The organism is Pseudomonas japonica, from assembly GCF_900188455.1.
Lineage (GTDB): Bacteria > Pseudomonadota > Gammaproteobacteria > Pseudomonadales > Pseudomonadaceae > Aquipseudomonas > Aquipseudomonas japonica.
The window spans coordinates 65,797-88,166 of sequence record NZ_FZOL01000013.1; the positions used below are offsets into that span (position 1 = coordinate 65,797).

Annotated in this window: 19 protein-coding genes; 10 read left to right on the top strand and 9 right to left on the bottom strand. The window is 62.8% G+C overall.

Going from position 1 to position 22,370, the window contains the following annotated elements; translation table 11 throughout:
* Window positions 1–32 precede the first annotated feature (32 nt).
* Window positions 33–278 carry a DUF1654 domain-containing protein gene (locus tag CHB99_RS16730; RefSeq protein ID WP_042126286.1) on the top strand — a complete coding sequence of 82 codons (246 nt, stop codon included), beginning with the start codon at window positions 33–35 and terminating at the stop codon, window positions 276–278.
* A gap of 5 nt (window positions 279–283) precedes the next feature.
* On the top strand, window positions 284–973 hold the full coding sequence (locus CHB99_RS16735) for an endonuclease (RefSeq protein WP_042126284.1): 690 nt from the start codon (window positions 284–286) through the stop codon (window positions 971–973).
* A gap of 1 nt (window position 974) precedes the next feature.
* Here CHB99_RS16735 and CHB99_RS16740 read toward each other — a convergent pair whose 3' ends face one another.
* The 6 genes from CHB99_RS16740 to CHB99_RS16765 form a co-directional block, all read right to left on the bottom strand.
* Window positions 975–1,400 (bottom strand): GTP pyrophosphokinase, encoded by a 426-nt coding sequence (locus CHB99_RS16740; protein WP_042126282.1) that lies wholly within the window; start codon window positions 1,398–1,400, stop codon window positions 975–977.
* 105 nt (window positions 1,401–1,505) lie between these two features.
* Window positions 1,506–2,075 (bottom strand): SPOR domain-containing protein, encoded by a 570-nt coding sequence (locus CHB99_RS16745; protein ID WP_042126280.1) that lies wholly within the window; start codon window positions 2,073–2,075, stop codon window positions 1,506–1,508.
* Window positions 2,076–2,134: 59 nt separating this feature from the next.
* On the bottom strand, window positions 2,135–4,390 hold the full coding sequence (locus tag CHB99_RS16750; protein WP_042126279.1) for an Orn/Lys/Arg family decarboxylase: 2,256 nt from the start codon (window positions 4,388–4,390) through the stop codon (window positions 2,135–2,137).
* Between the two features lie 87 nt (window positions 4,391–4,477).
* Window positions 4,478–5,218 carry a DNA polymerase III subunit epsilon gene (gene dnaQ, locus CHB99_RS16755; protein ID WP_377697990.1) on the bottom strand — a complete coding sequence of 247 codons (741 nt, stop codon included), beginning with the start codon at window positions 5,216–5,218 and terminating at the stop codon, window positions 4,478–4,480.
* A 93-nt stretch (window positions 5,219–5,311) separates the two neighbouring features.
* Window positions 5,312–5,758 (bottom strand): ribonuclease HI, encoded by a 447-nt coding sequence (gene rnhA / locus CHB99_RS16760; protein ID WP_042126275.1) that lies wholly within the window; start codon window positions 5,756–5,758, stop codon window positions 5,312–5,314.
* Window positions 5,759–5,766: 8 nt separating this feature from the next.
* Entirely contained in the window at window positions 5,767–6,549 is a 783-nt protein-coding gene (locus tag CHB99_RS16765) for a methyltransferase domain-containing protein (protein ID WP_042126272.1), read from the bottom strand.
* 79 nt (window positions 6,550–6,628) lie between these two features.
* Here CHB99_RS16765 and gloB point away from each other — a divergent pair, with 79 nt between their 5' ends.
* From gloB to fabI, 8 genes are all read left to right on the top strand, one after another.
* Complete coding sequence (gene gloB / locus CHB99_RS16770) at window positions 6,629–7,414, top strand: hydroxyacylglutathione hydrolase (RefSeq protein WP_042126270.1); 786 nt, start codon at window positions 6,629–6,631, stop codon at window positions 7,412–7,414.
* Between the two features lie 94 nt (window positions 7,415–7,508).
* On the top strand, window positions 7,509–8,957 hold the full coding sequence (locus CHB99_RS16775; RefSeq protein WP_042126268.1) for a lytic transglycosylase domain-containing protein: 1,449 nt from the start codon (window positions 7,509–7,511) through the stop codon (window positions 8,955–8,957).
* A gap of 117 nt (window positions 8,958–9,074) precedes the next feature.
* Window positions 9,075–10,904 carry an extracellular solute-binding protein gene (locus CHB99_RS16780; RefSeq protein WP_170946390.1) on the top strand — a complete coding sequence of 610 codons (1,830 nt, stop codon included), beginning with the start codon at window positions 9,075–9,077 and terminating at the stop codon, window positions 10,902–10,904.
* Window positions 10,901–12,754 (top strand): extracellular solute-binding protein, encoded by a 1,854-nt coding sequence (locus CHB99_RS16785; protein WP_042126266.1) that lies wholly within the window; start codon window positions 10,901–10,903, stop codon window positions 12,752–12,754. The genes CHB99_RS16780 and CHB99_RS16785 overlap by 4 nt, the downstream gene beginning before the upstream one ends.
* A 1-nt stretch (window position 12,755) precedes the next feature.
* Window positions 12,756–13,829, top strand: coding sequence for a microcin C ABC transporter permease YejB (locus tag CHB99_RS16790; RefSeq protein ID WP_042126264.1), 1,074 nt, complete (start codon window positions 12,756–12,758; stop codon window positions 13,827–13,829).
* A gap of 1 nt (window position 13,830) precedes the next feature.
* Window positions 13,831–14,850, top strand: coding sequence for an ABC transporter permease (locus CHB99_RS16795; RefSeq protein ID WP_042126262.1), 1,020 nt, complete (start codon window positions 13,831–13,833; stop codon window positions 14,848–14,850).
* A 1-nt stretch (window position 14,851) separates the two neighbouring features.
* Complete coding sequence (locus CHB99_RS16800; protein WP_042126260.1) at window positions 14,852–16,468, top strand: ABC transporter ATP-binding protein; 1,617 nt, start codon at window positions 14,852–14,854, stop codon at window positions 16,466–16,468.
* A gap of 13 nt (window positions 16,469–16,481) precedes the next feature.
* A complete protein-coding gene (gene fabI, locus CHB99_RS16805; RefSeq protein WP_042126258.1) occupies window positions 16,482–17,276 on the top strand; it encodes an enoyl-ACP reductase FabI in 795 nt (264 codons plus the stop codon).
* A 155-nt stretch (window positions 17,277–17,431) separates the two neighbouring features.
* Here the strand turns inward: fabI and CHB99_RS16810 are convergent, their stop codons facing one another.
* From CHB99_RS16810 to lon, 3 genes are all read right to left on the bottom strand, one after another.
* Window positions 17,432–19,303 carry a SurA N-terminal domain-containing protein gene (locus CHB99_RS16810; protein WP_042126256.1) on the bottom strand — a complete coding sequence of 624 codons (1,872 nt, stop codon included), beginning with the start codon at window positions 19,301–19,303 and terminating at the stop codon, window positions 17,432–17,434.
* A 191-nt stretch (window positions 19,304–19,494) separates the two neighbouring features.
* Entirely contained in the window at window positions 19,495–19,767 is a 273-nt protein-coding gene (locus CHB99_RS16815) for an HU family DNA-binding protein (protein ID WP_042126254.1), read from the bottom strand.
* A 139-nt stretch (window positions 19,768–19,906) separates the two neighbouring features.
* A complete protein-coding gene (gene lon, locus CHB99_RS16820) occupies window positions 19,907–22,303 on the bottom strand; it encodes an endopeptidase La (protein ID WP_042126252.1) in 2,397 nt (798 codons plus the stop codon).
* Window positions 22,304–22,370 lie beyond the last annotated feature (67 nt).

Consider the following 22,370-nt stretch of genomic DNA (forward strand, 5'->3'; position numbering starts at 1 on the left):
GCACATACAGCAAAAACAAGGGAAACACTTTCGTGGCCACTTCCTCCGCTTCCACGCCCGTCAGCAGCTATGAGCAACTGGGTGTCCGTATCCAGAAAATCATCAATGCCCCTACCGCCCAGCGCTCCCGGGCCGCGCTGATCTTCCGCCTCGAACATGAGTCCCCCGACGACTGGGAGACGCTGCTCGAGGAAATCGCCGAGAACGACAACGTCACCCTCGCCCACCGTGACGATGGCGGTGTACAGATTTTCTGGACGGTACCGAAGGAAGACTGACGCGGATGAGATTCACTGTATTGGCAGCCACCTGCCTGTTGTTCAGCCTCACCGCTCATGCCGATGCCCCCCGCACGTTCAGCGAAGCCAAGAAGGTTGCCTGGCGCCTCTATGCGCCGCAGTCGACGGAGTTCTACTGCGGCTGCAAGTACAGCGGCAACCGCGTCGACCTGGCCGGCTGCGGCTATGTCCCGCGCAAGAACGCCAACCGCGCCGCGCGAATCGAATGGGAGCACATCGTCCCTGCCTGGCAGATCGGCCATCAGCGGCAGTGCTGGCAGGAGGGTGGACGCAAGAACTGCTCGCGCAACGACGCAACCTACGCACGTGCCGAAGCCGATCTGCACAACCTGGTACCGAGCATCGGCGAGGTCAATGGCGACCGCAGCAACTTCAGCTTCGGCTGGCTGCCGGAGCAACACGGGCAATACGGCTCGTGCCTGACCCAGGTCGACTTCAAGGCGAAGAAGGTCATGCCGCGACCCTCCATTCGCGGGATGATCGCGCGCACCTATTTCTACATGAGCAAACAGTACGACCTGCGCCTGTCCAAACAGGATCGGCAGTTGTACGAAGCCTGGAACAAGACCTATCCGGCCCAGACCTGGGAGCGCCAGCGCAACCAGCGCGTGGCCTGCGTAATGGGGCACGGCAACGAGTTCGTCGGCCCGGTGGACCTCAAGGCCTGCGGCTGAATCAGGTCAGCGTCTGCAGATAGGCGCTGGCCTGCTGGCACCGCTGCAGATGGGCAATTTCGGCTGGGCCGGGGATGACCAGGCGAGTCACATCGGTCTCATCGGCCAGGTCCGCCAGCTTGACTACCCGCGCCAGCGGATCGCAACCGACCCGGGCAACGAACGCCTCGTCGCTTTCTCCGCCGCGCTGACTGAGGGCCTGCACCGCGGCGAGAATCTTCAGGGCGAAGCCCTCGCGCGCCAGGTCCGACAGGGTCATGGGAGAGGCCTGAAGCACCTCGTGCAGCACCGCGACGATACGCTGCTCGGTGGTCGAAACCCGCAGCATCACCCGCAACGGATGCAGGATGTACGCCGCGCCTATCTTGTCCCGATGCCCTTCATGGGCCCGGGCTGCAACCGCAATGGCTCGCTCCAGCGTGGACATGGCCCCCTCCTCACCGTTGCTGCACTCATCGATGGAACATCTTCCTCCCCATGAGCATAGCCCGACAAACGCGCAAGCACCGGACGCAGAGCGTTGCGTCGAGGATCAGCGGGGGGCGTCGTGCTGGATCACCACCGAGTCGGTGCCCAGGCGGGCCATCACGTCGTTCTTGCTGGCCTCGGCCTCGGCCTTGTCCATGAACGGACCCAGCAATACCACTGGCTTGCCGTCGCGATAGACCACCGAAGAAGGGATGCCCTTCTCGATCAGGCGCGCGGTCATGTCGGTCACCGCCCCCATGTTCGGCCCCTGGATGATCTCCACATCCCAGCCCTGCGGCGCCGGCTCGGCGGCGATGGCATCGGCGCGGCGCTGCAGGTCGGCGCCACCGCAGACTTCGCGAATGCGCAGGTCGTTGCCGGTCTCGTCGATGATGATGTCGTAATCCGCACCCTTCTTGATCGCCACATAGCTGCGATACGGCAGGTAGCTGCCGTTATCGTCCTTGCCACGGAACTGACCGCAGATATCGCCCTGGGTGTTGAACCGCACGTTGGCGAACTTGGCCGTCTTCGGATTCTGCAGATGCTCGGCGATCTGCTTGTGAACCCGCTCCGCATCGTTGTCACAGCCGGCCAGGGCCACTACCGCCATTACCATCGCCACTTTGCGCACGCGTCTACCTCCTGAATTCAAGCGGCGGATTCTAGCACCAGGGCGGCGCAATGAGTCCGCTACTCCTTGACGCAGTCCACGGTGTAGAGCCGCGCCCCATCGCGTTCCTCATGCTGCAGGCCGTGGACATCGGCGACGAAGCCGGGAAAACCGGTGTCGAAGGCGCGGGCGAAGGCCAGGTAATCGAGAATGGAACGAGTCGCCTCGGTGAAACGCTCGCCAGGCATGATCAGCGGGATACCCGGCGGATACGGCACCAGCATCACCGCTGCGATACGCCCCAGTAAACGCTCGATGGGTACCGCCTCGACGTCGCCACGGACCAGCTTGTCGTAGGCATCGGCGGGTTTCATCACCACTTCCGGCAGGCGCGTGTACAGGCGCTTGAGCTGCTTGGCGGTGGCGTTGCCGCGGTAGCAGGCATGCAACTGGTCGCACAGGTCACGCAGGCCCATGCCGCGATAGCGCTGCGGGTCCTGCCCGGCAACACAGGGCAGGCTCAGGCTCAGTTCGGTATTGGCGTCGTAGTTGCGCTTGAACTCCAGCAACTCGGTCAGCAGCGTGCTCCATTTGCCCTTGGTGATGCCCATGGAGAACAGCACCAGGAAGGAATACAGCCCGGTCTTCTCCACCACCAGGCCGCGCTCCCAGAGGAACTTGCTCACCACCGCGGCGGGAATGCCGTGGCGATCGAGGCTGCCGCCGGCGTCCAGGCCAGGCATGACCAGGGTCACCTTGATCGGATCGAGCAGCACATAGTCCTCGCTGAGATCACCGAAACCGTGCCACTGCGCCTGGGGCTCGAGCAGCCAGTCCTCGGTGGCGACGCGATGGATGCCCTCGACCCGCGGCGGCTGCCAGACGCTGAACCACCAGTCCTCGGGGTCCAGATGCGCACGCAGATTGGCCAGGGCACGGCGGAAGCTCAGTGCCTCGTCGAACATTTCCTGCAACAGCGAACGCCCGGCCGGCCCCTCCATCATCGCCGAGGACACATCCAGCGAAGCGAGGATGCTGTACTGCGGCGAGGTGGAGATATGCATCATGAAAGCTTCGTTGAAACGGTCGCGATCCAGCTGTCGGCGACCGCCGTCCTGCACATGGATCATCGAGGCCTGGCTGAAGGCGGCGAGCAGCTTGTGAGTGGAATGGGTACTGAACACCAGCGGGCTCTGCGCGCTGCGCGAAGTGCCCATGGCATACCGCCCGGCGAAGAACTCGTGGAAAGCGGCGTAGGCGTACCAGGCCTCGTCGAAATGCAGCACCTCGACGCTGTTGCCGAGGGTCTGCTTGATCAGCTCGGCGTTGTAGCACAGGCCGTCGTAGGTGGAGTTGGTCACCACCGCCATCTTCACCTTCGGCTCGCGATCACGGGTAAGCGGATTGGCGAGGACCTTGGCCTGGATCGACTCGGGACTGAATTCGCCAAGCGGAATCGGACCGATGATGCCCAGCTCGTTGCGCTCGGGACACAGGTACAGGGGAATCGCACCGGTCATGATGATCGCGTGCAGCACCGACTTGTGGCAGTTGCGATCCACCAGCACCAGGTCATCGCGGCCGACCATGGAGTGCCAGACGATCTTGTTCGCCGTCGAGGTGCCATTGATCACGAAGAAGGTGTGATCGGCGCCGAAATTGCGCGCGGCGCGCGCTTCGGCTTCGGCCAGCGGACCGGTGTGATCCAGCAGCGAACCCAGCTCCGGCACCGATACCGACAGGTCCGAACGCAGGGTGTTCTCGCCGAAGAACTGATGAAAGGCCTGCCCGACCGGACTCTTGCGGTACGCCACGCCACCGCCATGCCCCGGGGTGTGCCAGGAATAGTTGGATTGCGCGGTGTGCTGCACCAGCGCCTTGAAGAACGGCGGCAGCAAGCCATCCAGGTAATTGTGCGCGGCACGGGCCACCTGGCGGGCGAGAAAAGGCACGGTGTCTTCGAACAGGTAGAGGATGCCGCGCAACTGGTTCAGCTCGCTCATGGCATCGGCAGGTGCGTTTTCCAGGGTGACCTGCTCGCCCAGCGCAAAGATCGGCAGGTGCGGCGCCCGGGAGCGGGCCAGGCGGATCAGCTCGACCATGTTCTGCAACAGGTGGGTGTTTTCGCCGGCGCCTTCGGCGGCGATCAGCATGCAGGCGAGCCCGTGGTGGGTCGCGGCGACCAGGCGACCTTCGGCGTAGTCGATGGCGCTGAGGATGGTGAACCCGTCCTGGGCCAGTTCCTGGGCGATACCGCGGACGCGATCGCCAGCGACGGTGTCGGACTTGATGTCACGGTGAACGATGAGAACGGGAAACTTGAGGTCCTTGTACATGGACGGCGCTACCTTCTTCCTGCGGGAGGCCACGTGGGCCGTTCATTTCAGGGTAGAAGGTCGCCGCCATGACGCGCGGGAAATGCCTCAGTCGGCTTGCGCCAGTTGCTGCCAGAGGGCCGGGCCACCAGCGGATTTGGCGACGGCTTCGAGGCGGGCGACGTGGGCCTCCAGCTCCTCTGCGGTGGCGCGGACGATGCGTCCCGGCTGGCGGCTTGCCGGCAGGCGGCGGATCTCGCTGCCCTGCGCACCGGAACCCGCGCCATCACCATCGTGACCAGCCAGCGACAGGCTGGTCTGGCCGCCGGTCATGGCCAGGAAGACGTCGGCGAGCAGCTCGGAGTCGAGCAACGCGCCGTGCAGCTCACGGCCGGAGTTGTCGATGCCGTAGCGTTTGCACAAGGCGTCGAGGCTGTTGCGCTGCCCCGGATGACGCTCGCGCGCCATCATCAGGGTGTCGAGGATATTGCAGTGCTGCGAGATATCGGCACGGTCCTGCTGACCGAGCAAGGCGAATTCGTTGTTGATGAAGCCAACGTCGAACGTCGCGTTGTGGATGATCAGCCGCGCGCCCTGGATGAACTCGAAGAACTCGTCGGCGACCTCGGCGAAACGCGGCTTGTCCACGAGGAATGCGTCAGTGATGCCGTGGACGCCGATGGCGCCCTCGTCACTCGGGCGATCCGGCTGCAGGTAGACGTGAAAATTGCGCCCGGTGAAGCGCCGACCGATCAGTTCGACGCAGCCGATCTCGATGATCCGGTGACCGTCGGTGACCGGCATGCCTGTGGTTTCGGTATCGAGGACTATCGACCTGTCGTTGTGCAAATCCACGTCGGTGATCTCCTGCCGTGTTGCTGAAAACGGCGGATCTTACCCCAGCTTCGCCGCCGCGTCCCGGGGATTCATCGGCTGCGCGTTTCAGCGCAGGCCACGGACCTCGTCGACACCGCGATTGGCCAACTGGTCGGCGCGTTCGTTGCCATGATGGCCGATATGCCCGCGCACCCATTTCCAGGTGACCTTGTGCCGGTTGACCTGCTCATCGAGCAGTTGCCAGAGGTCGGCGTTCTTCACCGGTTCCTTGGCCGCGGTCTTCCAGCCGCGCTTCTTCCAGTTGGTCATCCACTCGGTGATGCCCTTCATGACGTACTGCGAGTCGGTCACCAGCAGCACTTCGCACTCACGGCGCAGTGCTTCGAGGCCCTTGATCGCCGCCATCAGTTCCATGCGGTTGTTGGTGGTCTCGCGCTCACCGCCCCAGAGTTCCTTTTCCGCCCCCTTGTAGACCATCAGCACGCCCCAGCCGCCCGGGCCGGGATTGCCCTTGCAGGCGCCATCGGTGTAGATCTCGACGCTATCGCTCATGTACAGCCTTATTCATCGTTGAAGGGTCTGCCTTCGGGGTGAGGTGCCTGGCGGTTGACCTTGGCCAGCGGCAATGGAATCAGCTTGCCCATCGGTTCGCGGCGCTCCTGGCGCAGCGGTCGCAGGCCGACCACCATCTTGCGCGCCACCAGCAGATAGACTCCGCCGCCGGAACCCTGCCAGCGTCCGGCAAGACGCTCCCACCCCGCCAGCCGGGCCTGCCAGGCCGGAGAGGCAAGCGGCGGACGATAGCACCCGAACCGGCGTTTCTCCAGCGCGAAGCCCAGCAGGTTGAGCCAGTCACCGACCCGCGACGGCGAGATGCAGCGGGCCTTGCGCAGCGCATCGTGGGCGAACACTCGGCGCACGCCCCAACTGCTCCAGGGATTGATCCCGACGATCAGCAGGTGCCCGCCCGGACGCACACTGCTGGCGGCCTCGCGCAACAGACCATGGGGCGACAGCGAGAAGTCCAGGCCGTGTTGCAGCACCACCACGTCGGCGGCATGCTCGCTCAGCGGCCAGGCCTGCTCCTCGCAGACGATTTCCACTCCCGGCAACGGTGCGCCAAGACGCACATTGCGCTGCACCTGCGGCGCGGTGGGCGGTGGTTCGGCACCGGGCCCGTAGTGCACCAGGTAGCCACCGAAGTAGCGCCCCAGTTCCTCTTCCAGCAGACGCTGCTCCTCGGCGAGCATCAGTTGTCCCAGCGGACCGGCGAACCAGTCACGGGCCAGGCGGATCAGTTCGAGCCACTCCGGATCGGCCTGGGCGAAGGCTTGATCGGTCATTGCGTTCTCCCTGGAAGGTTCTCGACAGCGCACATAGCTACTAAGATGCACCCTTGTCCCACGTTTGGCGAATCGCTCGATGATACAGATAGAAGCCTTGCCCGCTTTCAGCGACAACTACATCTGGTTGTTGCAAAACCCCGCCAGCCGTCGCTGCGCGGTGGTCGATCCGGGCGATGCGGCGCCGGTACTGAACTGGCTGCAGGCGCACCCGGGCTGGCGCCTGGAGGATATCCTCATCACCCATCACCACGCCGATCACGTCGGTGGTGTGGAAGCGCTCAAGAAGGCCACCGGCGCGCGCGTCAGCGGACCGGCCAGCGAGCGCATCCCGGCGCGGGACACGGCGCTGGAGGACAATGCCTCGATACGGGTACTGGACACCGATTTCCAGGTCTTCGCGGTGCCTGGCCATACCCTTGGCCATATCGCCTACTTCAGTGATCAGCCGGCGACACCCCTGCTGTTCAGTGGCGACACCCTGTTCGCCGCCGGTTGCGGACGCCTGTTCGAGGGCACGCCAGCGCAGATGCACGCGTCGCTCCAGCGCCTGGCGGCGCTGCCCGAGGCCACACAAGTGTATTGCACCCACGAATACACCCTGAGCAACCTGCGCTTCGCGCGTGCCGTCGAACCGGACAACCCGCACGTTGCAGCACGCTTCGAGGAAGTTACCCGCTTGCGCTCGGACAATCGCATCACGTTGCCGTCAACGATCGGCCTGGAGCGCCTGACCAACCCCTTTTTGCGCACCGACGAAACATCCGTTAAAGAAAAAGCAGACGAACGGACAGGGGTGTTAAACCCTACGCCAAGTGCTGTTTTTGCTGGGTTGCGGGCCTGGAAGGATACATTCCAGGGATGACCACTTGATGACCGCAGAGTTCTGAAAGGTTGACCCGGTTCGGGGCGCTTTCTAGAATCGCCCGACATTTTCGCCCGGAACTCTGTCCCAGCCAATGTCGTCCAATAGCCGCAGAACCTTGACTCCCGCCGCCCTGACGCGTCTCGCACAGGCCGTGGCGCTTGGTCTGACAGCCACTCTCGTGGGCTGCCAGAGCACCAGCCATATGGGCGACAACGAAAGCGTTCGCGTGCACGTCCAGCCCCGCATCAAGCAGAAACCCGTGTTCGTCCAGGCCAAGCCGGCGGAGCAGGTGCCACAGGACGTCTGGGAGCGCATTCGCCAGGGCTTCCAGTTGCAGGACGACATCGGCGTCAACCCGCGCATCGAACAGCAGCGCCTCTGGTTCGCCAGCAATCCGACCTTCCTCGAAACCGCCGGCGACCGCGGCAGCCTGTATATCCACTACATCGTCGAGCGCCTCGAAGAACGTGACATGCCTCTGGAGCTGGCGCTGCTGCCAGCCATCGAGAGCGCCTACAACCCGATGGCCTACTCCCGCGCCCACGCGGTCGGGCTGTGGCAGTTCATTCCGTCCACCGGGCGCCACTACAACCTGCGCCAAACCCGTTTCTACGATGGCCGTCGCGACATCACCGCGTCGACCAACGCCGCGCTGGACTACCTGAGCCGCCTGCACGACATGTTCAACGGCGACTGGCTGCTGGCACTGGCCGCCTACAACGCCGGCGAGGGCACGGTCAGCCGGGCCATCGAGCGCAACGAGCGGGTCGGCCTGCCCACCGACTACTGGAACCTGCCACTACCCCAGGAAACCCGCGACTACGTGCCGAAGCTGCTGGCGCTGTCGCAGGTGGTCCTGACGCCGGAAGCCTACGGCGTGAACCTCAATCCGATCGCCAACGAGCCCTACTTCGAAGCCGTCGCCATCAAGGACCGTCTCGATCTGTCGCGGGTTGCCGCCCTGGCCGAGATCGACGAGGACGAACTGTTCCAGCTCAACCCGGCATTCAAGAAGCGCATGACCGTGGACGGCCCGCAGCAACTGCTGGTGCCGACCGCCAAGGCGCAACTGCTGACCAGCAGCCTGTCGAGCATGAAGCCCGAGGAACTGCTCGCCCTGCAACCCAAGGCCGCGGTGTTCGAGGCGGCGCTGGCCGAGGCCAGCGCACCGGCCGCGCGCAGCGTGCGCTATCGGGTCAAGCGTGGCGACAGCCTGGGCAGCATCGCCAAGGCCAACCGGGTCAGCGTCAAGGACCTGCAGCGCTGGAACAAGATCAGCGGCAACCGCCTCAAGGCCGGGCAGACCTTGGTCCTGCAGAGCAGCCAGCCAATCACCGTGGCGTCCGCCACGAAATCCGTCTCCGCCGGTGGCAACGGCAAACAGCGCGCCACCCAGTACAAGGTGAAGAAAGGCGACTCGCTGTACCTGGTCGCCAAACGCTTCAACGTCGAGATGCAGCACCTCAAGCGCTGGAATCCGCGCAGTGGCCAGGCCCTGAAGCCGGGACAAACCCTTACCGTCTACCTGCCGCACCAATAAAGGAATGCACCGCTTGAGGGCGGTGCATGGACGCCTGGGGCACGCTCTTTTTCCTGCTGATACAAGCTGTTACTGTAGGAACAACAAAGCCCAAGCCGCCTGGATCGGATCGCCGACTTGATACGTCCCCTCCTGCTGTCACTCAGCCTGGTCTTGAGCTTTCCCGCGGGCGCCACCATCACCGAAAGCCACGGTTACGCCCAGTTCGGCACGCTCAAGTACCCCGCCAAATTCACCCACTTCGACTGGGTCAATCCGCAAGCGCCCAAGGGCGGTACCTTGCGGGCCATGGCATTCGGTACCTTCGATACCCTCAACCCCTACACCTTCAAGGGCAGCAGCCCGGTGACCACCCCGAACTTCCTGCAGTACGGGGTCAACGAGCTCAATGAAACCCTCATGGTCGGGACCGGCCAGTACGACCCGTCCGGCGATGAAGCCACCTCCAGCTACGGCCTCATCGCCCGCTCGGTCGAGTACAGCGAGGACCGCAGCTGGGTGGTTTTCAACCTGCGTCCGGAAGCGCGCTTTCACGACGGCCGGCCGATCACCGCGGCGGACGTGGCCTTTTCCTACCGCACGCTGCTGAAGGACGGCCATCCGATCTACCGCACCAACCTGCAGGAAGTCGAGCGTGTCGACATTCTCGGACCACGGCGCATCCGCTTCGTCTTCAAGCGCGCGGGCAATCCCCTGCTGATCCTGCGCCTGGGCGAGATGCCGGTGCTGGCGCAGCATTACTGGAAGGGCCGCGACTTCAAGGCCACCACCTTCACCCCTCCCCTGGGCAGCGGCCCCTATCGCATCAGCGAGGTGCAGCCGGGTCGACGCCTGGTGTTCGAGCGGGTCAAGGACTGGTGGGGCAAGGACCTGGCGGTCAATCGCGGCAAGTACAACTTCGATCGCGTCGAGTACGAGTTCTATCGCGATAGCGATGTCGCCTTCGAAGCGTTCAAGGCCGGCGAGTTCGACATCTACATCGAGCATCAGGCGAAGAACTGGGCCAATGGCTACAACTTCCCGGCGGTACGCCGTGGCGAGGTGATCAAGGCGCAGATCAAGCACCAGATCCCGACGCAGAGCCAGGGCCTGTTCATGAACAGCCGCCGCGCGGCCTTTGCCGATCGCCGGGTGCGTCAGGCCCTGGGCCTGATGCTCGATTTCGAATGGACCAATCGCACACTGTTCAGCAGTGCCTACCGCCGCGCCACCAGTTTCTACCCCAACAGCGAATTCAGCGCCGCGGGCCTGCCGGTGGGCAAGGAATGGCTGTTGTTGGCACCCTGGCGCGAGCAGTTGCCGCCGGGGCTGTTCACCCAGCAGTTCAGCGTCAGCCAGACCGATGGTCGCGGTGTCGGACGCGACAACCTGCGTCTGGCTCTCGACCTGCTCGGCCAGGCCGGCTGGAAGCTGAGCGGGCAGCGCCTGCTGAATAGCAACGGCCAGCCCTTGAAGCTGGAAATTCTTCTGGTCAATCCGAACCTTGAACGGATTCTCCAGCCTTACGCGGAGAACCTAGCCAGCATCGGCATCGAGGCACGTCTGCGCACCGTCGACCGGGCCCAGTACAAACAACGCCTGGACCAGTTCGACTTCGACATGATCCTGATGACCCTGACCCAGACCCTCAGCCCCGGGCTCGAGCAATGGCAGTATTTTCACTCCAGTCAGGCAGGCACCAAGGGCAGCAAGAACTACGCTGGCGTGAACAGCCCGGTGGTCGACCATCTGCTCGACAGCCTGCTCGCGGCGCAGACCCGCGACGAGCAGGTGGCCGCGACCCGGGCCCTCGACCGCGTCCTGCTCTGGCAGCACTACATGATTCCCAACTGGTATCTCGACTATCACCGCCTGGCCTACCGCAACCGGTTCGCCTTCGTCACCACGCCGCCCTACACCCTGGGGCTGAATACCTGGTGGCTCAAGCCTTCGGAGAACGCCCAATGATGCCAACGCCCCGTCTGCGCCGGTTGCTCGGCGGCCTGCTGCTGGCCGGTCTGAGCCTGCCAAGCCTGGCCGCGCCGCAACACGCCGTGACCCTCTACAACGAAGCACCGAAGTACCCCGCCGACTTCAAGCATTTCGACTATGTGAATCCCGACGCGCCCAAGGGCGGAACCTTCCGCGAAAACGGCTTCGGCAGTTTCGACAGTCTCAACCCCTTCATCAGCAAGGGTGTACCGGCGGACAACATCGACCTGGTCTACGACACCCTGGCCCGCGCCAGTCTCGACGAGCCGTTCACCGAATACGGTCTGCTGGCCAGGCAGATCGAAAAAGCGCCGGACAACAGTTGGGTACGCTTCTACCTGCGCCCCGAAGCGCGCTTCCAGGACGGTCAGCCGGTGCATGCCGAAGACGTGGTATTCACCTTCAACACGCTGATGAAAAGCGGTGCGCCGCTGTTCCGCGGTTACTACGCGGATGTCGCCGAAGTGATCGCCGAGGACCCGCTGCGCGTGCTGTTCAAGTTCAAGCACAACAACAACCGCGAACTGCCACTGATCCTCGGGCAGATCGCGGTGTTGCCGAAGCACGTCTGGGAAGGCCGCGACTTTGCCAAGGGCGGCCTGGAAATCCCGGTAGGCAGCGGGCCCTACAAGGTCGCCGAGGTCAAGCCCGGGCGCTCGATCCGCCTGGAGCGGGACCGGAACTACTGGGGCAAGGACCTGCCGATCAACCGCGGCTTCTACAACTTCGACACCATCACCGTCGACTACTACCGCGACAACACCGTGGCCCTGGAAGCGCTCAAGGCCGGACAGTTCGACTACTGGTTCGAAACCAGCGCGAAGAACTGGGCCACCGCCTACAACATCCCCGCCGTGCGGGAAAAGCGCCTGATCCGCGAGGAAATCCCCAATGGCACGCCAACCGGCATGCAGGGCTTCGTCTTCAACCTGCGCCGCCCGGTGTTCCAGGACGTGCGGGTGCGCCAGGCCCTGAGCCTGCTGCTGGACTTCGAGTGGACCAACAAGCAGCTGTTCAACGGTGCCTACACCCGCACCGGCAGCTACTTCGAGAACTCCGAGATGGCCGCCAGGGGCCTGCCTGGCGAGGATGAACTGAAGCTCCTCGAACCGCTGCGCGGCAAGATTCCCGAGCAGGTCTTCAGCGAGGAATTCAAGAACCCGGTCACCGACGCCAGCGGCATGATCCGCGAGCAGCAACGCCAGGCCTACAAGCTGCTGCAGGAGGCTGGCTGGCGCATCGAGAACGACAAGATGGTGGATGCCCAGGGCAAGCCACTGACCCTCGAATTCCTCCTCGCCCAGACCGAGTTCGAGCGCATCCTCCTGCCCTACAAGCGCAACCTCGCCGATCTCGGCATCACCCTGAACATCCGCCGGGTCGACGTCGCCGAATACATCAACCGTCTGCGCTCGCGGGATTTCGACATGATCGTCGGCGGCTTCCCGCAGTCCAATTCGCCGGGCAACGAACAGCGCGAGTTCTGGCAGAGCTCCAGCGCCGACAACCCCGGCAGCCGCAACTACATGGGCCTCAAGGACCCGGCGGTGGACAGCCTGGTGGAATCGCTGATCAACGCCGACTCGCGGCAAAGCCTGATCGCCCACACCCGCGCCCTCGACCGCGTGCTGCTGTGGGGCTTCTACGTGGTGCCCAACTGGCATATCAAGACCTGGCGCGTGGCCTATTGGAACCATATCGGCCATCCGGACACGCCGCCCAAGTACGACATCGGCATCAACACCTGGTGGATCAAGCCGGAAGTGAAACCGGCCGCTCCGGTCACGCCACCGGATGACAGCACCACCGCGAACAAGGAGCCGTGAGATGTTCGCCTATATCCTGCGGCGCCTGCTGCTGATCATCCCGACCCTGTTCGGTATCCTGATCATCAACTTCGTCATCATCCAGGCCGCCCCCGGCGGCCCGGTGGAACAGATGATCGCCAAGCTCGAAGGCTTCGAGGGTGCCACCAGCCGTATCGCCGGCGGTGGCGCCGAGGTGTCCGTGGCCGGCTCCAACTACCGCGGCGCACAAGGCCTCGATCCGGCGCTGGTGAAGGAAATCGAGCGCATGTACGGCTTCGACAAGTCGGCACCGGAACGCCTGTGGATCATGGTCAAGAACTACGCCCGGCTGGACTTCGGCGACAGCTTCTTCCGCGATGCCAAGGTGGTCGACCTGATCGCCGAGAAGCTCCCCGTGTCGATCTCCCTCGGCCTGTGGAGCACGCTGATCATGTACCTGGTCTCGATCCCCCTGGGCATCGCCAAGGCCACCCGACATGGCAGTCATTTCGACGTCTGGACCAGCTCGGCGATCATCATCGGCTATGCCATTCCTGCGTTCCTGTTCGCCATCCTGCTGATCGTGGTGTTCGCCGGCGGCAGCTATCTGGACTGGTTCCCGCTACGCGGGCTGACCTCGAGCAACTTCGACGAACTGAGCACCTGGGGCAAGATCGGCGACTACTTCTGGCACCTGGCGCTGCCGATCACCGCGCTGGTGATCGGCAACTTCGCCACCATGACCCTGCTGACCAAGAACAGCTTCCTCGACGAGATCAACAAGCAATACGTGGTCACCGCCAAGGCCAAAGGCCTGACCCCGCACCGCGTGCTCTACGGCCATGTGTTCCGCAACGCCATGCTGCTGGTGATCGCCGGCTTCCCCTCGGCGTTCATCGGCATCTTCTTCACCGGCTCGCTGCTGGTGGAAGTGATCTTCTCCCTCGACGGCCTGGGCCTGATGAGCTTCGAGGCGGCGATCAACCGCGACTACCCGGTGGTCTTCGGCACCCTGTTCATCTTCACCCTGCTGGGGCTGGTGGTGAAACTGATCGGCGACCTGACCTACACCCTGGTCGATCCACGCATCGACTTCGAAAGCCGGGAGCACTGAGATGAACCTGTCCCCTCTCAATCGCCGCCGCTTCGAGCGCTTCAAGGCCAATCGACGCGGTTGGTGGTCGCTGTGGCTGTTCGTGATCCTGTTCGGCCTGAGCCTGGGCGCCGAGCTGATCGCCAACGACAAGCCGCTGGCCGTGCGCTACGACGGCGAATGGTATTTCCCGGCCTTCAAGCGCTACCCGGAAACCACCTTTGGCGGCGAATTTCCCCTGGAAGCCAACTACAAGAGCCCGTACATCCGCGACCTGCTGGAGAAGAAGCAGGGCTGGGTGCTGTGGGCGCCGATTCCGTTCAGCTACCAGAGCATCAACTACGACCTCAAGGTGCCTGCCCCCGCCCCGCCGTCGGCGCAGAACTGGCTGGGCACCGACGACCAGGGTCGCGACGTACTCGCGCGGGTGATCTATGGCTTCCGCATCTCAGTGCTGTTCGCCCTGACCCTGACCGTGCTCAGTTCCATCATCGGCGTGATCGCCGGTGCCCTGCAGGGCTTCTATGGCGGCTGGGTCGATCTGGCCGGACAACGTTTCCTGGAGATCTGGTCGGGCCTGCCGGTGCTGTACCTGCTGATCATCCTCGCCAGCTTCGTGCAGCCGAACTTCTGGTGGCTGCTGGGAATCATGCTGCTGTTCTCATGGATGAGCCTGGTGGATGTGGTCCGCGCCGAATTCCTGCGCGGACGCAACCTGGAGTACGTGCGCGCCGCGCGGGCGCTGGGCATGCAGAACGCGGCGATCATGTACCGGCACATCCTGCCCAACGCCATGGTCTCGACCATGACCTTCCTGCCGTTCATTCTCACTGGCGCAATCGGTACCCTGACCGCCCTGGACTTCCTCGGCTTCGGCCTGCCGCCGGGGGCGCCGTCCCTCGGCGAACTGGTCGCCCAGGGCAAATCCAACCTGCAGGCCCCGTGGCTGGGTATCAGCGCCTTCGCCGTACTGGCCCTGATGCTCAGCCTGCTGGTATTCATCGGCGAATCCGCCCGCGACGCCTTCGACCCGAGGAAATGACATGAACAAGGACACCTTGATCGAAGTACGCGACCTCGCCGTGGAATTCGTCAGCGGAGCGCAGCAGCAGCGCGTGGTGGAAGGCGTTAGCTTCGATATCCGCCGTGGCGAGACCCTGGCACTGGTTGGCGAGAGCGGCTCGGGCAAATCGGTCACCGCCCACTCCATCCTGCGCCTGCTGCCCTACCCACTGGCGCGGCACCCGGCCGGAAGCATCCGCTACGGCGAGCAGGACCTGCTGCAACTGGACGAGAAGAAGATGCGCCACCTGCGCGGCAATCGCATCGCCATGATCTTCCAGGAGCCGATGACCTCGTTGAACCCGCTGCACAGCATCGAGAAGCAGATCAACGAAGTCCTGATGCTGCACAAGGGCCTGCGCGGCAAGGAGGCCACCGCCCGTACCCTGGAACTGCTGGAACTGGTCGGCATCCCCGATCCGCTCAAACGCCTCAAGGCCCTGCCCCACGAGCTGTCCGGCGGCCAGCGGCAGCGGGTGATGATCGCCATGGCCCTGGCCAACGAGCCGGAACTGCTGATCGCCGACGAACCGACCACCGCGCTGGATGTCACCGTCCAGTTGAAAATCCTCGAGTTGCTCAAGCGTTTGCAGGCCAAGCTGGGCATGGCCCTGTTGCTGATCAGCCACGACCTGAACCTGGTGAAAAGAATTGCGCACCGCGTATGTGTCATGCAGCGCGGTTGCATCGTCGAACAGTCATCGTGTGAAGAACTGTTCCGCGCTCCGCAGCATCCGTACACGAAAATGCTGCTCGGCGCCGAGCCCAGCGGCAAGCCCGCCGCCAACCCGGAGGGCGCGCCGTTGCTGGAAGTCGAAGACCTGCGTGTCTGGTTCCCGATCAGGAAAGGCCTGTTGCGCCGTACCGTGGACCACGTCAAGGCGGTGGATGGCATCAACTTCAGCCTGCCCCAGGGCCAGACCCTGGGGATCGTTGGCGAAAGTGGTTCGGGCAAATCGACGCTGGGCCTGGCGATTCTGCGCCTGATCGGCAGCAAGGGCGCCATCCGCTTCGAGAAGCAGCGGCTGGACGGCATGAGCCAGCAACAGGTACGACCGCTGCGGCGGGAAATGCAGGTGGTCTTCCAGGACCCCTTCGGCAGCCTGAGCCCGCGCATGTGCGTGAACGATATCGTCGGTGAAGGCCTGCGCATTCATCGGATAGGCACGGAAGCGGAACAGGAACAGGCCATCATGGAAGCACTCAGGGAAGTAGGTCTGGACCCGGAAACCCGGCACCGCTACCCTCACGAGTTCTCCGGAGGCCAACGACAACGGATTGCCATTGCCCGGGCACTGGTATTGAAACCGGCACTGATCCTGCTGGACGAGCCCACTTCGGCGCTCGACCGCACCGTTCAGCGCCAGGTGGTGGAGCTGCTGCGCGCGCTGCAGACCAAGTACAACCTGACCTACCTGTTCATCAGCCACGATCTGGCGGTGGTCAAGGCGCTCAGTCACCAGTTGATGGTGGTCAAGCAAGGTCAGGTAGTGGAACAAGGTCCGGCCGCGAGCATCTTCGCCGCACCGCAACACCCCTATACACAGCAGCTGCTGGAGGCCGCCTTTCTGGCTCCCACGGCTGTCGATATAACCTGAAGAGGAACAACACATGGGTTTTCTCGCCGGTAAGCGCGTACTGATCGTCGGTGTCGCCAGCAAACTGTCCATCGCATCCGGCATCGCTGCCGCCATGCATCGCGAGGGGGCGGAACTTGCCTTCACCTACCAGAACGAAAAGCTCAAGGGCCGCGTCGAAGAGTTCGCCGCTGGCTGGGGCTCCAACCCTGAGCTGTGCTTCCCTTGCGACGTTGCCAATGACGACGACATCGCCAAGGTCTTCGAGGAACTGAGCAAGAAGTGGGACGGCCTGGATTGCATCGTGCACTCCGTGGGCTTCGCGCCGGGCGACCAGCTCGACGGCGACTTCACCGAAGTCACCACTCGCGAAGGTTTCCGCATCGCCCACGACATCAGCGCCTACAGCTTCGTCGCCCTGGCCAAGGCCGGTCGCGAAATGATGAAGGGCCGCAACGGCAGCCTGCTGACCCTGTCGTACCTGGGCGCCGAGCGCACCATGCCGAACTACAACGTCATGGGCATGGCCAAGGCCAGCCTGGAAGCCGGCGTTCGCTACCTGGCCGGCAGCCTCGGCCCGGAAGGCACTCGCGTCAACGCCATCTCCGCCGGTCCGATCCGCACCCTGGCCGCTTCCGGCATCAAGAGCTTCCGCAAGATGCTGGCCGCCAACGAAGCGCAGACCCCGCTGCGCCGCAACGTCACCATCGAAGAAGTCGGCAACGCCGGCGCCTTCCTCTGCTCCGACCTGGCGTCGGGTGTCAGCGGTGAAATCATGTACGTGGACGGCGGTTTCAACACCACCGCCATGGGCGATATCTCGGAGTAAGACTTCGGGAACAGGAAAAGGCCGCGATCGCGGCCTTTTCTTTTGCCTGGAGAACAGGAACCGTCCGGTTTCGGGAGGAGAGATTCACACTCTGTTCAGGGGACGCATAAAAAAGCCCGCATCGCTGCGGGCTTTTTTCATCTGCGTGTCCTCACTCAGTAACGAGTGATCTCCGCCTTGGCTTCCAGCTGCTTGCGGTACGCCGCGAAGTCCTGCTGGCCGGCACGGGAGGCAAGATAGCGGCGGTACTCGCCCTTCTCTTCCTCGCTGGCCGCACTGCCTTCGTTGACGCCATTCAGACGCAACACGACGACGCTGCCATCCGCCAGGGTGACGGTGGAATACACCGGCTTGTCCTTGGCCTCTGGCTTGCTCATGCGGAACAGTGCCTGCAGCTCGGCCGGATCGACGCCTTCCTGCATGCGGGTGGCCGCCTCCTGGACCTTCCAGGCCTGGCCATCCTGCACCGGCTGGTAAGCGATCTTGCCATCGCGCAGGCCGGCGATCAGGGCCTCGGTCTTGCTCTTCACGGCTGCGGTAGCCTGTTCCTGAGCCAGATGGTCATGGATCGGACCGGACACGGCTTCCAGCGGCAGCTGTTCAGGTTTGCGGTGTTCCTTGACCCGCACGACCACCACGGTTTCCGGATCCAGTTCGATCGCCGAACTGTTGGCGCCTTCATCCATGACTTCAGGACTGAACGCGGCCTGGATCACTTGACGGTTGGCAGTGATGCCATCGCCGCCTTCACGACCGAACGGTGCGGAAGTCTGTACCTGCAAACCCAGATCCTGGGATGGCTGGGCCAGGTCGGAGGCTTCGAAGGCCGAATCTTCAAGTTGCTTGGTGGCCTCGACGAAACGCTGCTCGACCTGCTGGGTCTTCAGCTCGCGGGTCAGCTTGTCCTTCAGGCTGGCGAAGGTCGGCACTTCCGGCGCCTGCACGCCCAGCAGCTTGATCAGGTGGAAACCGAACTCGGTGCGTACCGGAACGGAGACCTGGTCCTGGTTCAGCGCATAGAGCGCATCCTCGAAGGCCGGATCATAGACGCCCTTGCCGGCGTAACCGAGGTCACCGCCATTGTTCGCCGAGCCAGGATCCTGCGAGAACTCCTTGGCCAACGCGGCAAAGTCCTCACCCTTGGCCAGACGTTGCTGGACTTCCTCGACACGGGCCTTGGCCTGCGCTTCGTCCTGCTTGTCGTTGACCTCAATGAGAATGTGCGCGGCATGGCGCTGCTCGGCCAGGTTGGCGATTTCTTTCTGGTACAGCGCCTGCAGCTCGTCCTCGTTGACCTTGACCTGATCGAAGTACGCAGCCTTCTTCAGCTCGATATAGTCGATGACGACCTGATCGGGACTCATGAATTCCTTGGCGTGCTGTTCGTAGTACGCCTTGACCTGCTCGTCGGTGACAGTGACGGCGGCCGGGTCGGCCTTGAAGGTCAGCGAGGCGAAATCACGGGTCTGCTTCTCCAGGCGGGCGAAGGCTTCAACCTGGGCATCGGTCACGAACCCACTACCCGCAAGTCCCGCGCGCAGTTGGCCGATCAGCATTTCCTGAGCGAGCATCTCGCGGAATTGCATACGACCGTAGCCCATCTGGCGAATGACCTGGTCGAAACGCTCGGCACTGAACTTGCCGTCCACCTGGAACTCTGGCGTCTGCAGAATCACCTGATCCAGCGCGGCCTCGGAGAAGGAGAACTTCGCATCACGCGCGCCCTGCAGCAGCAACTGGCGCTCGATCAAGCCTTTCAGCGCCGCGTCACGCAGCATGGTGTCGCTCAGCAGAGAGGGGTCGAAATCCTTGCCCAGTCGTTGCATCAGTTGCCGACGTTGCGTTTCGACAGCCTGGCTCAGCTCGTTCTGGCTGATGGTGTCGTCGTTGACCTTGGCAGCATCCTGGTTATGGCTGACGGCCTGGAAGATGGCGTCGAAGCCGGTCAGTGCCATCAGTACCACGATGACACCGATGATGGTCTTGGCAATCCAACCTTGTGAATTGTCCCTGATATTTTGCAGCATGCGTCCCCCAGAAACGGCTGTGGCGGCTGCACAACCGCGGAGCGTGGGTAGAGTCCTGATAGAAGAAAGGCGCATCCGGGGATGCGCCTTCTCGTAACGGGCGGAGCAGACGAATGGGTGATCATTTCCGCTCCGCCGACGAGCCAGCCGCCAAGGCCGGCCCGACTAGGCGAAAGCCTGAAAAGAACGTCTCAGTTGACGGCTTCTTTCAGTGCCTTGCCAGCCTTGAAGCCAGGCTTCTTGGCAGCAGGGATTTCCAGAGTCTTGCCGGTCTGCGGGTTACGGCCGACACGGGCAGAACGCTCGGTTACCGAGAAGGTACCGAAGCCGACCAGAACCACGGAATCACCGCCCTTCAGGGCACCGGTGATGGATTCGATGACTGCATCCAGCGCACGGCTAGCAGCAGCTTTCGGGATATCAGCAGAAGCAGCGATAGCGTCAATCAGTTCCGACTTGTTCACTCTAAGTCCCCTTATCTCTATTTGAGTTTGTTTCTAACTATGTATAGCTGGAATCAACGCCAAGTGGCCCATGACACTTGAGTGCCTCTTAAGGCAAGGACCTGAATACGGTCAGACGGGCCACCCGGCTAAATACTGATTAATGCGTGCTGATTCGTTCCTTGGAATCACTGTCGCGTTTTTCATCCTTGGCGACAATCTCGGGAGCCACATCCGGCAAGGGCTCCGGGGCGTATTGCAGCGCAATTTGGAGGACTTCGTCAATCCATTTGACCGGTTTAATCTGAAGATCCTGCTTAATATTGTCAGGAATTTCTTTCAGATCACGCACATTCTCTTCCGGAATGATCACGGTCTTGATTCCACCACGATGGGCGGCCAGCAATTTCTCTTTCAGGCCACCGATCGCCAATACCTGACCACGCAAAGTGATTTCACCGGTCATCGCTACATCGGCACGCACCGGAATCTGCGTCAGGGCGGAAACCAGCGCAGTGCACATGCCGATACCAGCACTCGGGCCATCCTTCGGCGTCGCGCCTTCCGGCATGTGGATATGCGTGTCGCGCTTCTCGTGGAAGTCGGCCGGAATACCCAGGCTCTGCGCACGGCTGCGCACCACAGTCTGCGCGGCAGTGATCGACTCGACCATGACGTCGCCCAGCGAACCTGTCTTGATCAATTGCCCCTTGCCCGGAATGACCGCTGCCTCGATGGTCAGCAACTCGCCACCGACCTGCGTCCAGGCCAGACCGGTCACCTGACCGACCTGATCCTGCTGCTCGGCCAGGCCATAACGGAACTTGCGCACGCCGAGGAAGTGCTCCAGGCGCTCGCTGTCGACCTTGACCACCACCTGCTTCTGCCCGGTGTATTCCTTGACCACCTTGCGGCAGACCTTGGCGATCTGCCGCTCCAGACCACGTACACCAGCTTCGCGCGTGTAGTAGCGAATGATGTCGCGGATCGCCGTCACATCGACTTCCAGCTCGGTCTTCTTCAAACCGTTGGCCTTGATCTGCTTCGGCACCAGGTACTTGACCGCGATGTTGATCTTCTCGTCCTCGGTGTACCCAGGCAGACGAATGACCTCCATCCGGTCCAGCAGCGCCGGCGGAATGTTCATGGAGTTGGAGGTACAGAGGAACATCACATCGGACAGGTCGTAATCGACCTCCAAGTAGTGATCGTTGAAGTTGTGGTTCTGCTCCGGATCGAGCACTTCCAGCAGCGCCGATGCGGGATCACCACGCATGTCACTGCCCATCTTGTCGATTTCATCGAGCAGGAACAGCGGATTGCGCACGCCGACCTTGGTCATTTTCTGGATCAGGCGTCCCGGCATCGAGCCGATGTAGGTCCGGCGGTGACCACGGATCTCGGCCTCGTCACGCACACCACCCAGGGCCATGCGCACGAACTTGCGGTTGGTCGCGCTGGCGATGGACTCGGCCAGCGAGGTCTTGCCAACGCCGGGCGGACCGACCAGGCACAACACCGGGCCACGAATCTTCTTCACGCGCTTCTGCACCGCGAGGTACTCGAGGATGCGCTCCTTGACCTCTTCCAGGCCATAGTGATCGGCATCGAGAATTTCCTCGGCCTTGGCCAGATCCAGACGCACCTTGCTCTGAGCCTTCCACGGTACCTGCACCAACCAGTCGAGGTACGAACGCACCACCGTGGCTTCAGCGGACATCGGCGACATCTGCTTGAGCTTGTTCAGCTCAGCCTGCGCCTTGGCGTATGCATCCTTCGGCAGGCCAGCAGCCTCGAGACGCTTCTTGAGCTCCTCGACTTCGTTGTGACCTTCGTCGCTGTCGCCGAGCTCCTTCTGAATGGCCTTCATCTGCTCATTCAGGTAGTACTCGCGCTGACTGCGCTCCATCTGCTTCTTGACCCGACCGCGGATGCGCTTCTCGACCTGCAGCAGGTCGATTTCGCCATCCAGCAATGCCAGTACGTGTTCGACCCGGGCGGCCAGGTCGATAATTTCGAGAATTTCCTGCTTCTGCTCGATCTTCAGCGCCATGTGCGCAGCCATGGTATCTACCAGGCGGCCCGGCTCGTCGATACTGTTGAGCGAAGACAGAACTTCAGCCGGGACCTTCTTGCCCAGCTGGACGTATTGTTCGAACTGCGACAGCAGGCTGCGGACGAAGACTTCGGATTCGCGATCGGCGGCGTCGGTTTCCTCGATCAGCGCGACTTCGGCACGAATGTGCCCATCCACCTCGACAAAGCGCTCGACGGTGCCGCGCTGCTCGCCCTCGACCAGCACCTTGACAGTGCCATCGGGCAGTTTCAGCAGTTGCAGGACGGTCGCGATGGTGCCGACGCGATAGAGGGCGTCTTCACCCGGATCGTCATCGGCTGGATTCTTCTGAGCCAGCAAAAGGATTTGCTTCTCACCGGTCATCGCAGCCTCGAGGGCCTCGATGGACTTTTCACGCCCCACGAACAGCGGGATGACCATGTGCGGGTAAACAACGACATCGCGCAATGGCAAAAGAGGCAAGTCGAGGGTTGTCTTCATGATTTCGCCTCTACAGCGGCCCTGTGGCCGTAATCCGATGGAAATTTGAGCTTGGAGTTAATGTGGG